General features: G+C 36.8%; 6 protein-coding genes. All 6 read left to right on the top strand.

The window, feature by feature from the left end; translation table 11 throughout:
* Positions 1-366: 366 nt before the first annotated feature.
* The 6 genes from ACLU24_RS04365 (at position 367) to gltB (ending at position 16,185) form a co-directional block, all read left to right on the top strand.
* Complete coding sequence (locus ACLU24_RS04365; protein ID WP_412610576.1) at positions 367-3,750, top strand: PD-(D/E)XK nuclease family protein; 3,384 nt, start codon at positions 367-369, stop codon at positions 3,748-3,750.
* Between the two features lie 5 nt (positions 3,751-3,755).
* On the top strand, positions 3,756-7,436 hold the full coding sequence (gene addA, locus ACLU24_RS04370) for a helicase-exonuclease AddAB subunit AddA (RefSeq protein ID WP_412610577.1): 3,681 nt from the start codon (positions 3,756-3,758) through the stop codon (positions 7,434-7,436).
* 514 nt (positions 7,437-7,950) lie between these two features.
* The gene (locus tag ACLU24_RS04375) at positions 7,951-9,951 is read left to right on the top strand and encodes an AAA family ATPase (protein WP_412610578.1); all 2,001 of its coding nucleotides are present in this window, start codon (positions 7,951-7,953) and stop codon (positions 9,949-9,951) included.
* Between the two features lie 27 nt (positions 9,952-9,978).
* The gene (locus ACLU24_RS04380; RefSeq protein ID WP_412610580.1) at positions 9,979-10,452 is read left to right on the top strand and encodes a hypothetical protein; all 474 of its coding nucleotides are present in this window, start codon (positions 9,979-9,981) and stop codon (positions 10,450-10,452) included.
* 11 nt (positions 10,453-10,463) lie between these two features.
* Positions 10,464-10,892, top strand: a complete 429-nt coding sequence (locus ACLU24_RS04385; protein ID WP_412610582.1) for a type III secretion system chaperone family protein — start codon at positions 10,464-10,466, stop codon at positions 10,890-10,892.
* A 730-nt stretch (positions 10,893-11,622) separates the two neighbouring features.
* On the top strand, positions 11,623-16,185 hold the full coding sequence (gene gltB, locus ACLU24_RS04390) for a glutamate synthase large subunit (protein WP_412610583.1): 4,563 nt from the start codon (positions 11,623-11,625) through the stop codon (positions 16,183-16,185).
* The last annotated feature ends 6 nt before the right edge of the window (positions 16,186-16,191 follow it).

The following is a 16,191-nucleotide window of genomic DNA, read 5'->3' on the forward strand; positions in this document are numbered from 1 at the left end:
CATTCTGTATTGTAGAATTGTGCAGATATGCTTTTTATGTTATAATAAATTCAAGTGATTTTAATATGAATTAAAAGTTTTGCTCAAGCTTTTTCAAAAGCTTGCAGTTTCCAAAGGCAGAGCCTTTGGTCGCCGTCCTTAGACGGCGAAATACTTAATGCTCCCTAAAGCGCAGGAGGGTAGAAAAACATTCCAGTGGAATGTTTTTCGTAGGGAACCCTCGCAGGGGGTTCCCTGGTGAAGTGCTTCCGTTGTAAAGATATGAAATTGTTTGACAAATCTTGTTCGTAGTGAGCGTGGGAAGATATTTGATGCAATCGGAGAAACTACCAAAATGATTTTATAGCAACAATGAGGTGAAATTTAATGGTGCATATAATAAACGGCAGAAGTGGCAGTGATAAAAGTACAGTTTTATTAGATACTATTTGTGAGAGAGCAAAAAATAATGATAATATAATTCTTATTGTACCTGAACAAGCATCATTTCAGAATGAAAGTGAAATATTAAATCGACTTGGCGCAAAAAATGCCAGAAATATAGATGTATTAAGTCTTCAGCGTCTTTGTGACCATATAGAAAGGAAATATGGCAAAGATTCCAGAAAAGAGCTTTCTGATGGTGCAAGGCTTATTTTGATGAGCCTTGCTATTGAGGCTGTTCAGGATAAGCTTGAGCTTTATGGCGAGCGTACAGGAAAATCGGATTTAACCTCACTTATGCTTACAGCAGTTTCCGAATATAAAATATGTTTGATTACCCCCGAAAAGCTTATGGAGCTTAGTAAGAAGGTTCCAGAGGGCAGACTTAGAAAAAAACTCCATGATAGTGCATTGATTTATGAAGCTTATGACGCACTTATTTCAGAAACATATGTAGACCCTTTGGATAAACTTATTTCGGCAAGTTTGGTTATTGCGGAAAAGAGTTTTTTTAGCGGAAAGGTTGTTGCGATAGATTCTTTTCACAGCTTTACTGCCGAAGAATTGGGAATTGTTTCTCTTGCGATTCAGCAATCAAAGGATTTTTATATAACGCTTTGCAGAGATATAGAAAACAACGATAATGATTCAATGTTCTATTTTGTAAATCGAACACACTCCGTAATAAAAAAACTTGCTTCGGAAAATGGCATAAAGTGTGAGGATATAAATCTTTCCGTAGATAATAATAAGCGTTATAAAAATGATGATTTAAGATATGTTGAAGAACTGATTTTCCGCAATGAAGATTTAGAGCAGGATTTTGGCGGTTCAGTTATGCTATATGAAGCGGAAGATATTTACGATGAATCCGAACAAGTCGCTCGTGATATTAAAAAGCTTGTTGCAGATGGATATAGATATGATGAGATTGCAATAATATGCCGAGATTCGGAAATGTATAGAGGAATAATAAATTCGTCATTTACAAAATATGATATTCCGCTTTTTGTTTCATATCCGGAAAGATTAGAGGCAAAGCCGCTTATGCGATTGGTACTTTCAATGCTTGAGGCGGCAGTCGGAAATCTCACAACCGAATCAATACTTACTATATTAAAAACAGGTATGACATCAATTCCAGATGATGATATATTCACTTTAGAAAATTATGCTTTTGTGTGGAATTTAAAAGGTTCGGATTGGAATAAATCTTTTACAAGAAGTATAGATGGATTTGTAGATAGAAGCGGAGAAGACGGTGCGAAAATTTTAGGAAAGCTTGAAACTCATAGAAAGCTTATTTCAGAAACCCTTTTAAGATTGCGTGATAACCTAAAAGATGCCGATGGTGCAGGAATGACAAGTGCAGTTTTTAAGGCACTTGAAGATTTTGGAGCTTTTGAAAAGGTTAAGCAATTATCCCTTTATTTTGAACAAAATGATGAAAGTATACTTGCTGAGGAAGAATTGAGAGTATGGGATATGCTTATGCAGTTATTTGATACTCTTTATGAAACTCTAAAAGAAAAATATATATCACCGAAAAGATATTTTGAACTTATAGAAATGATAATTTCGCAAGGAAATATATCGACTATTCCAAGAACTCTTGATGAAGTTACTCTCGGAAATGCAGATACAATTCGTCCTGATAAACCGAGAGTAGTATTTATAATTGGTGCAGTTGATGGAATTTTTCCAAAAACGCCAACAGATAATGGAATTTTCACAAGCTTAGAGCGTGATGAGTTGATTTCAATGGCACTTCCGCTCACAGATTCGATAGGAAATATCTATCTTCAAGAGGAATTTTTCGCTTATAAGGCGTGTTCATATGCAAGTGAAAAGCTATTCATAAGCCGATATTTAGAGAATACCGCAGGCGAAACTACAATAGAATCTAAAATTATATCCGAAATAAAAGCAATATTTCCTGATATAAAGATTCGTGCAAGGTCTGATATGCCTATAACAGATATAGTATGTTCAAAGACAACTGCTTTAGAGCAGTATGCGCTTTTAAAGCATAGAGAACCATCAACTTCTGAAACAATCAAAGAATGTATAAAAAAATATCCAGAACTTTCGGGCAGAATTGATTCAACAGACAGAGCCTTTGAGAAGAAACCTTTCCAAATATCGGACAAAAAAATTGCAAAAAGCCTTTTCGGCAATAATATGAATATTTCTGCGACACAGATTGAAGAATATTACCATTGTCCGTTCAGATATTTCTGTCACTATGGAATAAAAGCCAAACCAAGTGAAAGAGCAAAATTTGACCCTCGACAATACGGAAGTGCGGTACATTATATATTTGAAAAGCTTCTTTCAAAGGAATATGGTGTAGAAAAGCTTTCAGAACAAAGCTATGAGGGAAGAAAGAAAGCTGTTGAAAATGTTTTAGACAGCTATCTTGAAAGCTTAGGCGGAGAGGATGAAAAGTCTGCAAGTTTTATGCGTATGTATAAGGGAATAATTTCATCAGTTATGATTATTCTTGAAAGACTTATTGCAGAACTTACGGAATCTGAATTTAAACCTGTTGAAGTTGAACTTCCGATAGGCGGAGATGAAGCCAGAATTTCATATAAGATTATCCTGCCTGATGGTGGAAGAGTATTTATAAGAGGCTCGGTCGATAGAGTTGACAAAATGGAAAAAGCTGATGAGAGCGGAAAAGCCTGTGATTATATAAGAGTAATCGACTATAAAACGGGCAATAAGAAATTTGTGCTTGATGATATTCTTTGCGGAATAAATGTTCAGATGTTGCTATATCTTTCAGCGATAACCAAGAATGGAAATGAACTTTTCGGCGATAATATCATACCTTGTGGAGTTTTATATGTTCCGTCAACAAGTGGTTATATAGATTCAGAAAATAAAAGCTCTGATGATATAGTTGATGAGCGAGAAAAAGAGCTTTCTATGAACGGAATAGTTATAAATGATGAAAGCATACTTTCTGCTATGAACGGAAGTAAGGGGTTTGTTAAGTTTGGAAAATGGGGAACTAATGGCAGAAGAACGCCGATTGTAGAAACTTGTTCAGATAAGGATTTTGAAAGTATATTTGATAAAATAGATGAAGTTATTTCAGATATGGCTATGGAGCTTCGTGGCGGAAATATTTCAGCAGAACCTCTGGAAATCAAAAAAGGTACTAAGGTTGATCTCGATGGTTGTGAATACTGCATATATGACAGTATTTGCAATTTTGAGGATAGTATGAAAAGAAAAACTCATATGAGAATAGACAAAGCGGAAAATGTTCTTAAAGAGATTAAGGAAGACGAAGAAAATAATGACGGGAAGGAGTGATAATCTTGCCTAAAAGAATATATACGGAACAGCAGAAAAAAGCAATAAAGGCAAGAGGCGGAAGTGTGCTTGTTTCTGCGGCGGCAGGTTCGGGCAAGACAAGTGTTCTTACTGAAAGAGTTATAAGACTTATTACAGATAAGGAAAATCCGATAAGAGCAGATAGACTTCTCATTGTTACATTTACAAAGGCATCTGCGGCAGAAATGAAACAAAGAATAATTTCTGAACTTCAAGAATATCTCAAAGAGGATTCGCATAATACTGAACTTAAACGCCAGCTTATGCTTTTGCGTAATGCTGATATATGTACAATAGATAGCTTTTGCAGTAAGATTGTTCGTGAAAATTTCTTTGAATTAGGCGTTAAGCGTGATTTAAGAATAGGTTCAGAAAGCGAACTTGCTATTGCAAGCAATGACGCACTTGATGAAGCATTAGAGGAGCTTTATAAAGAGAGTGAAGAACAGAATGGCAATGATGATTTTAATAAACTTGCCGATGCTCTTGCAACAGTTAAATCTGATAATAACCTTAGAAGTGTCATTCTTTCGATTTATGGAAGTATACTTTCTCACCCATTTCCCGTTGCTTGGATTGAAAATGCTGTTAAGATGTATGAAACAGATTTGCCATTCAAAGAAACAGAATGGGGAAAGGTGGCTATTTCAAGGCTTGAACATATAAATAGCTATATGGAAAGATTGTTAAAATATATTTTAAGGGTAATTACTGAAAGATTAGTTGATTTTGAAGGTTTAGCTTCTACGATTTTGGCGGCTACAAGTAAGCCAAAGGGAGAAGATAAGAAAATTCTTACCTATGTTGAAAAATTGAATGCTTTCAAGAATTGTTTTGAAGATTATGCGAAACTTTCAGAAAAACTTTCTAAAGAACTTTCTTGGAATGAAATTGTAGCTACTATTTCGGAATTTAGTCCTACATCTGTTTCTTTGCCATCAAAAGTTCCTGAGGGGGAAGAAGAACTTAAAAAAGAGATAGCCAACTATCGTGAAGAGCTTGTCTCAGCTGTAAAGGAAATTAAGGATTTATTTTCAAGAACCGAGGAACAGTGCAAGGAGGAAATTAAGGATTCTGAAGGTCTTGCAAGAGGACTTTGCAAGGCGATTAAGCGTTATGATGAGAAATTCAAAGAAATAAAGAATGATAGAGGAATTGCGGATTTCTCCGACCTTGAACATATGACACTTAACCTACTTCTTGAAGAAAAAGACGGCAAATATATTCGCACGAAGCAAAGTATAGAAATTGCTGCAAAGTATGATGAGATTATCATAGACGAATACCAAGATACAAATATGGTTCAGGATATGATTTTTACTTCTGTTTCTAATAATGAGGATAATCTCTTTACTGTTGGTGATGTTAAGCAGAGCATTTACCGTTTTAGAGAGGCTATGCCTGAAATATTTCTCAACAGGCGAGAAAATTACCGCCAAAAAAATCGTAAAAATTCAGATAGCAAGAGTTATCCACCGATTTTTCTTTCCGGCAATTTCAGAAGTCGTAAGGGCGTTATCAGCAGTGTAAACTTTATCTTTGAGCAGATTATGTCAGAAACAGTTGGTCAAGTTAAATATGATGACGAAGAAAAGCTTATTGCAAAGGCTGATTATTCTGAAATAGATGAACCTGAAACTGAGTATCACATAGTTGCCTCAAAGCCTGAAAATCCATGGCAGATTGATGAGGCAAACCATATAGCAGATATAATCGAAAATACCGTTGGTAAGCTTCAAATTAAGGATAAAAACGGTACACGCCCCGCTAAATATAGCGATATTTGTATTCTTATGAGAAATCTTCAGAATAATATTGATACATACGCAGACATATTCGAGCAGAGAGGTATACCTGTTTCAAGAAATAATAGCGGAAATTTGTTTGAACGAAGTGAGATTAAGCTGCTTATTTCATTTATTACGGCTGTGGATAATCCGCAGAAAGATATTCCGCTTACAAGTATAATGATGAGTCCTGTTTATGGCTTTACTCCTGATGATATGGCAAAGCTAAGACTTACAAATCGTTCGGGTAAGATATATTCTACGGTGATAGAATATATAGGTTTGGAAAATCCGGAAGATGAACTTTTGCAGAAAAAGTGTATAGATTTTAATAATGAAATGTACTTTTATAGAAAGCTTTCATCGACAGTTCCGTCTGATAGTTTTCTTGATGTGTTTTTTGCAAGAAGTGGTTTTCTTTCTATTATTGGTGCTGAGCTTGACGGTGAGGCAAGAATAAAGAATGTAAGAAAACTGCTTAATCTTGCGAGAGAATATGAGAAAAACGGTTTCAGAGGTCTTTCGGGCTTTATACGAATGCTGGAAAGACTTAAAGAAACTGGTGGAGTGCTTTCGAGTAGTCAAAATAAATCTGATGGCGATGTTAAGATTATGACTATTCACAGTTCTAAAGGACTTGAATTCCCTGTTTGTATTCTTGCGGGAACTGCCGCACAGAGAAATTCTGATGCGAATGCTGTTGTATATCACCCGACACTTGGAGTTGCATTCAAAAGCTATGACCGAGAAAATATGCTTTCAAAGACAACAGAAGTTCGCACTATCGTTTCAATGGAGAAAGGGCGTGAGGCGATAAGTGAGGAAATGCGAATACTCTATGTTGCATTGACAAGAGCAAAGGAAAAGCTTTATCTTGTAAATACGGTAAATGAAACGAAAACAAGAGGCGTTGGCGATTGGTTTTTGAGCTTGGTTAGTAAGTTGCCTGTTTATGATGAATTGAACGATTCGGATAATACAGCAATAGACCCTTATGCTGTTGAAAGCTGTAAGACCTTTGCACAGTGGATAGCACTTTGTGCCTTGCGTCATCCGTCAATGTCGGCTCAGTTAAATAGCTTCGGTGTTGAACATATTGAAACAATTCCGACAGATAGCATTTGGAAAGTTGTTGTGACGGATTCTGATTCTATCGAATATGAAAAAGAATCAGAAGATAAAATGATTGATATTGCAATAGATAAAGAACTTGAGAAAAAGCTTACTGAAAATATAGAAATAAAATATAAGTATCAAGACCTCGTTGCTATTCCTACAAAGGTTTCTGCATCATCTGTCAGCCATAAAAGTACAGGAAAGAGTTTTATTGTAAAAACCAAGCCAAAATTTATGAACACAGGCAAGATTAAAGGTGCTTCGAGAGGTACAGCTTTTCACGAATTTTTGCATTATGCGGATATTTTCTCGGATAACTTTGATATGACTGCTGAACTTAAAAGGCTTGTGTCTGATGGTTTTCTTAGTCAGGAACAGGCAGATGCAATAGACAAAAATGCCGTAAAGAAATTTATGAGCGGAGAGCTTTTTGCGAGAATGAAATCAGCGGAAAGAGTTATGCGTGAATATCGTTTTGCTGTTATGATTCCTGCGAAACTTGCAGAGATAGCCGTAACAGATGAAACAGCAGATACACCGATTTTTATGCAAGGTGCGATTGACTGTGCATTTATTGAAAACGGAAAGGCTGTTATTGTGGACTATAAGACAGACAGAATTGATTCTGTTGAAAGCTTGGCGGAAAGCTATTCAAAACAGCTTTTACTTTATAAAAATGCTTTAGAACAATCCGAAGAGATAGAGGTTTCTGAGTGCATAATTTATTCATTAGAACTCGGAGAACAGATAAAAATATGCTAAGTGAATTATATTATTATAAACTAAATAATATAATTTACTAACAGACTTTTCTGAGACAATTAAAAGTTTTGCTCAAGGCGAAGTGCCTTCGCTGTCAAGTCGCGGAATCGGTTTTGCAAGCAAAACCTCGACATTGACAGAGAAAGTTCATTGACGCGAATTAAGAATTTATCAATGAATTATCGCTTAGACAACAAACTTCCCAAAGATACTTAAAAGTTTTGCTCGAGCCTTTTTAAAGGCTCGCAGTTTCCAAAGGTATTCACCTACGGCAGAGCCTTTGGTGGGTTTTAAGAACGAAGCTCATCTCACACTCTCTAAGAGGTGAACGAAGTTCGCCTCTTAATTTCTTTTGATATAAAAGGCTGACCTAAACTTTGAGTGTCTTGAGGAAAGATTGTTAGCTATTGACTGTTTTTTTGTATAATGGTAAAATTATAATTGATAAACTGAATGGCGGAATATCATCTTATTTTATTATATGATGGTAAAATATTTTGCGGAGGATTTATAAATGCACTTTAAAAAAATAAGTATAGAGTTTGACGGAGAGTGGATTTTAAGACACAGACTATCTAAAAAGCTTCCGATAAGCACTTTTATTGATTTAATAAATGATAGATTCAATGGTGAAATTGAGGTACTTTATACTTCCTTTACCGATTGCGAAATTTCTGTTAAAGTTCCCAATATTTCAAAGGAAGATATAGCATATGCCATTGATGAGATTTTATCAGAAAATTTTGATATAGAAAATGATGAAATAATAAATCTTCGTATAGATGATTTTTCTGAAGATAGTATTAAGAACAAAGAAAGTATAGTTGAAGAAAAGAAACCTGTTATTGTTGAAAGCAAAAAGGCAACAAGACCTGCGGCTCTTGATAAGATAGAGGATTTGATAGGTGCGGACGATTTTAAGGCACTTATCAGAGAAATAGTTACTATTGCACCGGGTATTATCAGACATAATACTTTTGAGGCGTTTGCATTTCAAAACTATCTTTTTTCTATAAATGACGGTTGCGGATTTACAACATATCTCAATCTTTTTGCAGAGCTTTTAGAAGAATTGAAGCTATTTAAATTCAGAAACAGACAGAAGGTTGTTGAAGTAAAGCTTCCACCGCAAGGAAATGACAGGGTAGACCCGTTTGCGGGGGTTATGAATTGTTTTCAATCACATACCAATAACAAGGGTATGCTTATTTCGATAGATATAAGCGAATGGATGACAAAGATTACTGAAAAGCAATTCCGTGATTTCTTGCTTTATCTTGAGGACTATACTAACGATAATGTTATTGTTTTTAGAATACCATTTGTTGAAAAAGATGTTCTTAGAGATATAAATACCGCTTTACAGGATATTCTTTTTGTGAGGGAGGTTTCCTTTCCGCCTTTGGGAATGGAAGAACTTACAGAATGTGCTGAAAGATTTCTTACAAGGATGGGCTTTACTGCAAATAATGATGTATGGGATGTTTTTCATGCAAGAGTTATGGAGGAAAAAAGCGACGGAAGATTTTATGGCATAAATACTGTCAATAAAATTGTTCGTGAAATGATATATCGCAAACAACTTAGCGATGCACAGAATAATAAAGATAATTCAATTATAAGAAAAGAAGATATTCTTTCACTTTCGCAGTCTTATAGCAATAATAGTAGTAAAGGTATGGATATGCTTGATGATATGATTGGTATGGAGCAGATTAAGCATAGTGTAGAAGAAATTATAGCACATATTAAATTTTCACGAAGGATTCCAAATATAAGCTATCCTTGCATACATATGAGATTTGTCGGTAGTCCTGGAACTGGTAAAACGACTGTCGCAAGAATAATCGGAAAGATTTTAAAGGAAAACGGCGTTTTAAGAAATGGTAATTTCTTTGAATATTCTGGCAGAGATTTCTGTGGAAGATATGTCGGCGAAACGGCTCCCAAAACTGCTGAAATGTGCCGAGATGCTTATGGTTCTGTGCTGTTTATAGACGAGGCTTATTCACTTTACAGAAACGAAAATAATACACACGATTTCGGGCAAGAGGCACTTGATACGCTGATTTCAGAAATGGAAAATCATAGAGATGATTTTGTTGTTATTATGGCGGGATATACAGACGAAATGAATGAGCTTATGAAGGGCAATAATGGTCTTGCAAGCCGTATGCCTTATGTTATAGAATTTCCGAATTATACCAGAGAACAGCTTTGCCTGATTTATTTTAAAATGCTTGGCAATTCCTTTGAGTATGACGAAGATTTCAAGGCTGCTGTTACTGAATATTTTAATTCTATCAGTGATGAAACTCTTGCGGCTAAGGATTTCAGCAATGCGAGATTTGTTCGCAATCTTTTTGAGAGAACTTGTGCAAAGGCAAGTATGAGAATGCAGTTGAGTGGAGTAAGTAAGCTTACTCTTACAGTAGATGATTTTAAGCTTGCTTCAACAGAAAGAGCTTTTCAGGCTTTAATTGCTAAGAAATCAAGAATAACAATCGGATTTTAATTGTAGTTAATGAGAGGTAATTTTATAATGTCTGACAAGAAAAAACAGATTGATTTTGTTTTGAAAAATATTATTAAAGCTCTTGATGAGGAGGGAATAGAATATTCAAAGGATGAGGAAAATCTTAGCATAAGCTGTATGACGCACAAATTTGGTTTACATATAGATTTTATATTTAAAGTAAATGTAGAGAATATGTCTGTACTGCTTGTATCTGAACTACATTGTATAATTAAAAAAGATAGAATAGAAGATTTAGCGGCAGCGGTTTGTTTTATCAATAACTTTACTGCAAATGGTTGTTTCGATTTTGACATTGATAATGGAAAGATATTTTTCCGAATGGCAAATTGTTTTTTTGATAGCCTTATTGGAAAAGAAGCTTATGAGTATATGATAAACTGTTTGTTGAATATGTTAGATGAATATAGCGAACAGTTTAAATTGCTTGCTGAAGGCTCAATAAGTCTGGACGAATTTGTTGATAGAAATGGTATTTAGGAGTGTAGATTATGGCTGATAAGAATGAAATGATTTCTGCTAATAGAGTTTATGAGTCACTTTTGAATATCGTTAGAAAGAATAAATACGATTTCGATGACGATGAAGAAATAATGACAGTAAATTTTGATGTTCAAAGTAAGGAAAGTACTGTACCATTTACTATGACTGTTGATGTTGAAAGACAGCTTATAAGACTTTATTCGCCACTTGATGTTCAGATTGACGAGAATAACAGGTTTGAAGCTTGTGTGAACATTTGCAAGTGTTCTTGTGAATTGGATATGGGCAGTTTTGATTATGATTTATATAGCGGCTCGATAGAATTTAGAATGACGACTTCGTTTAATGGAAGTTTAATAAGCGATAGGCAAATGGAGAATATGATTTCGTATACTTGTGAAGTAGTAAAGAAATATACGGATAGGCTTTGTAGCTAACAAAATTTCCCAAGGACCTCAAAGTTTAGGTCAAGCCTTTTTAAAGGCTTGTGGATTTCAAAGTTAAAGCCTTTGTTCGCTCTACGCAGAGAGCGAAACATTTTTGGGCGAAGCCAAACATTCTTTACTTTTAAGCGGCGGATTTTATCCGCCGCTTTTTTCTTTTGTCAGCAACATTAGTAACACAGGGCCCCCCCTGCGAGGGTTCCCTACGCTTAGAGGAGCATAAAGTATTTCGCTGCCTGCGGACGGCGACCAAAGGCTCTGCCTTTGGAATCTGCAAGCTTTTGAAAAAGCTTGAGCAAAACTTTGCGGCGAGCCGCCGCTCACAAGACGCGGAATCGGTTTTGCAAGCAAAACCTCGGCATTTGCATAGGCAGTTTATTGACGCGGATTAAGACTTTAGCAATGAATTACCTAATCAACAAGAAGAAACTTAAAAGTTTGTTAGGTAGCTCGCTACTTGAAATAAAAAGAAAAATTCTTGCAAAAAAATTGTTGAAATTTTGTGAAACTATCATATACTAATTGAAATTATGAATTTTAATAAAAAAATATTGCATAAAAGCTTGACAAACAAGAATATATATGATATTCTAAACGAGTAAATGAGTATTGGGAATAATGGCGTTCACCAATTTGGGCTCATTCCGCACAAAATTGGGAATGAGCTCTAATGGTGGACGCATTTTTTGACCTATAAATCAACTGTAAAGGAGAATTACTTCTGATGGATAATTTCAGAAATCAGGAACCTTTCGCAAAACAGGGACTTTATGACCCTCGCTTTGAGCATGATAACTGCGGTATAGGTTCCGTAGTCAATATCAATGGTATAAAATCTCGTCAGGTTGTAGATAATGCTTTGAGCATTGTTGAAACTCTCGAACACAGAGCTGGTAAAGATGCAGAGGGCAAGACCGGTGACGGTGTTGGTATTCTCTTGCAGATTTCACACGAATTTTTTAAGGCTGAAACAGCTAAGCTTGGCTTTGACATTGGCGGAGAAAGAGATTATGGTGTCGGAATGTTCTTCTTCCCACAGAATAACCTCAAAAGAATGCAGGCTATGAAGCTTTTTGAAATCGTTATAGAAAAAGAGGGTATGGAGTTCCTCGGTTGGAGAGAAGTTCCTACAAACCCTTCTGTTATCGGTCAGAAAGCTCTTGATAGTATGCCGTACATTATGCAGGCTTTCGTTAAGCGTCCTGTAAATGTAGAAAAGGGTCTTCCTTTTGATAGAAAGCTTTATGTTGCTCGTAGAGTTTTTGAGCAGAGCAACGAGGAAACTTATGTTGTTTCACTTTCAAGCAGAACTATCGTTTATAAAGGTATGTTCCTTGTTAAAGAACTTCGTAAGTTCTTTTATGACCTTCAGAGTGAAAAATATACTTCTGCTATTGCGACTGTTCACAGCCGTTTCAGTACAAACACAAATCCGAGTTGGCAGAAGGCTCACCCGAATCGTATAATCGTTCACAATGGTGAAATCAATACTATCACAGGTAATGCCGACAGAATGCTTGCAAGAGAAGATTCAATCTCAAGCGACATTTTCAAGGACGATATTGATAAGGTTTTCCCGATTGTTGATACAAACGGTTCTGACTCCGCTCGTCTTGATAACTCTCTTGAGTTTATGATGATGGCCGGTATTCCACTTCCGCTTGCGGTTATGATTACAATTCCTGAGCCTTGGGAAAACAGCAAGACAATCTCAAACACAAGAAGAGATTTCTATCAATACTACGCAACAATGATGGAGCCTTGGGACGGTCCTGCATCAATTATCTTCTCTGATGGCGATATCGTTGGTGCAGTTCTCGATAGAAACGGTCTCAGACCTTCAAGATATTATATTACAACAGACGGCTTCCTCGTACTTTCATCAGAGGTTGGCTGTATAGACATTCCACCTGAAAAGGTTCTTGTAAAAGAGCGTTTGCGTCCTGGTAAGATGCTCCTTGTTGACACAACAAAGGGTAAGCTTATTGATGATACTGATATTAAGGACTACTACTCACATAGACAACCTTACGGTGAATGGCTTGATAATAACCTCGTTCACCTCAAGGATTTGAAGATTCCTAATAAGAATGTTATCCACTTTGATGATGAACAGCTTGTAAGACTTCAAAAAGCTTTCGGTTACACATATGAGGAAATCAGAACAAGTATTCTTCCTATGGCTAAGAATGGCACAGAGCCTATTGCGGCTATGGGTGCAGATGTACCAATTCCTCCGCTTGCTGATGAAAAAGCTCCGCTTTTCAACTATTTTAAGCAGCTTTTCGCACAGGTTACAAACCCACCATTTGATGCAATCCGTGAGGAAATAGTTACTGATACAAGCGTTTATATTGGTTCTGATGGTAATATCCTTGATGAAAAGCCTGAAAACTGTCATGTACTTAAAATTCATAATCCTATCTTGACAAACACTGATATGCTCAAGATTAAAAATATGAATGTTCCGGGAATTAAGCCGGCAGTTATTCCTTTAACATATTATAAGAATACAAACCTTGCTAAGGCTATTGACCAGCTTTTCTTAAAGGCTGATAAGGCTTATAAAGACGGTGCAAATATTCTTATTCTTTCAGATAGAGGCGTTGACGAATATCATGTTGCTATTCCGTCATTGCTTGCAGTTTCTGCACTTCAACAGCACCTCGTTTCTACAAAGAAGAGAACTTCTGTTTCTATGCTTCTTGAGAGTGCAGAGCCTTGCGAAATCCATCATTTCGCAACACTTCTTGGTTATGGTGCTTGTGCTATTAACCCATATCTCGCACAGGAAACTATCCGCCATCTTGTTGATACAGGTGCTTTGGATAAGGATTACTATGCAGCTGTATATGACTACAATTCAGCAGTTCTTCACGGTATCGTAAAGATTGCTTCTAAGATGGGTATTTCTACAATCCGTTCTTATCTTGGTTCTAAGATTTTTGAGGCTATCGGTATCTCTAAAGAGGTTATCGACAAATATTTCACAAATACAGTAAGCCGTGTAGGCGGTATTACTCTTGATGATATAAGCAAGCGTTCAGAGAAACTTCACTCCGCAGCATATGACCCACTTGGACTTAATGTTCTTCTTGAGGTAAATAGTGCAGGTAGCCACAAGCTCAGAAGTGGCAAGGAAGAGCATCTCTATAATCCTGAAACTATACATCTTCTTCAAGAGTCTACAAGAACCTGCAACTATGATATGTTTAAGCAGTATTCTGAGGCTATCAACAAAGAAGACAGACATATGAATCTCAGAAGTTTGCTTGATTTCAACTTCCCAGAAGATGGCGGAATTCCTATTGATGAGGTAGAGAGCGTTGAGAGTATTTGCCACCGATTTAAGACTGGTGCTATGTCTTACGGTTCAATTTCACAAGAGGCTCACGAAACAATGGCTATCGCTATGAATACTATCGGCGGTAAGTCTAACTCCGGTGAGGGTGGTGAAGATGTTGAGCGTCTTACAATCGGTAAAGACGGTCTTAATCGCTGTTCTGCAATCAAGCAGGTTGCTTCTGGTCGTTTCGGCGTAACTTCTGAATATCTTGTAAGTGCTAAGGAAATTCAGATTAAGATGGCACAGGGTGCTAAGCCTGGTGAGGGTGGACATCTTCCTGGTAAGAAGGTTTATCCTTGGGTTGCTAAGACAAGACATTCAACACCAGGTGTTGGTCTTATCTCTCCGCCACCACATCATGATATTTATTCTATCGAAGACCTTGCACAGCTTATCTATGACCTTAAAAATGCAAACAAGAATGCAAGAATTTCTGTAAAACTTGTTTCTGAGGCTGGTGTAGGTACAATCGCAGCCGGTGTTGCTAAGGCTGGTGCAGGAGTTGTATTGATTTCCGGTTATGACGGCGGTACCGGTGCTGCTCCGAGAAACTCAATCTATAATGCCGGTCTTCCTTGGGAGCTTGGTCTTGCTGAAACTCATCAGACACTTATTATGAACGGTTTGCGTTCTAAGGTTGTTATTGAAACAGATGGTAAGCTTATGACAGGTCGTGATGTTCTTGTTGCAGCACTTCTTGGTGCAGAGGAATACGGCTTTGCTACTGCTCCGCTTGTTACAATGGGTTGTGTAATGATGAGAGTATGTAATCTCGATACATGTCCTGTTGGTATAGCAACTCAGAACCCTGAACTCAGAAAGAGATTTAAAGGTAAGCCTGAGTATGTTATAAACTTTATGCACTTTATTGCACAGGAACTCAGAGAGTATATGGCTAAGCTTGGTATCAGAACTGTTGATGAGCTTGTTGGCCGTTCTGATCTCCTAAAAGTAAAAGAAACTGAGGACGGTTCTAAAGAAGGCAAGATTGATATGACAAATATTCTCCGTAATCCTTATATTGGAGAAGATGTACCAAGAATATTCAATCCTGCTGATAAGTATGATTTTGAGCTTGAAAAGACAATAGACGAAAAGGTTATTATGAAGAAGCTCGGTTCTGCTCTTAAAAATAAGACCAAGAAATCTATTGATATTGATGTTACAAATACAGACCGTTCAGTTGGTACAATCTTTGGTTCAGAGATTACAAAGCGCTATCATGATAACACTCTTGATGACGATTTCTTCGTTGTAAGATGTCATGGTGCAGGTGGTCAGAGCTTTGGTGCATTTATTCCAAAGGGCTTGACACTTGAACTTGAGGGCGATAGCAACGATTACTTCGGTAAAGGTCTTTCTGGTGGTAAGCTTAAAGTTTATCCTCCAAAGGGTTCTAACTTCAAGAGAGATGAAAATATCATTATCGGTAATGTCGCACTTTATGGTGCAACAAGCGGTAAGGCATTTATCAGCGGTGTTGCCGGTGAACGCTTCTGCGTAAGAAACTCCGGCGCAATCGCTGTTGCTGAGGGTGTCGGCGACCACGGCTGTGAATATATGACTGGTGGTAGGGTTGTTATTCTTGGAAAGACTGGCAAAAACTTTGCCGCAGGTATGAGCGGCGGTATTGCTTATGTTCTTGACGAGGATTCCGACCTCTATATGAAGATGAATAAGGAACTTGTTTCTATCGGCGGTGTTAAGGATAAGTATGACATTGCAGAGCTTAGAGATATTATCCAAGAGCATGTTGATGCAACAAATTCTCCTAAGGGTAAGGAAATTCTTGATAACTTCGAGTATTATCTGCCTAAGTTCAAAAAGATTCTTCCAAATGATTATGCTAAGATGATGCAGGCTATCTTTGTTCTTGAAGAAAAGGGTATGAGTCCTGAGCAAGCAAAAATCGAAGCATTCTATATGACAACTAAAAAGTAAGGAGGC

Origin of the sequence: Pseudoruminococcus sp. (assembly GCF_047012705.1) — a bacterium.
Lineage (GTDB): Bacteria > Bacillota > Clostridia > Oscillospirales > Acutalibacteraceae > Pseudoruminococcus.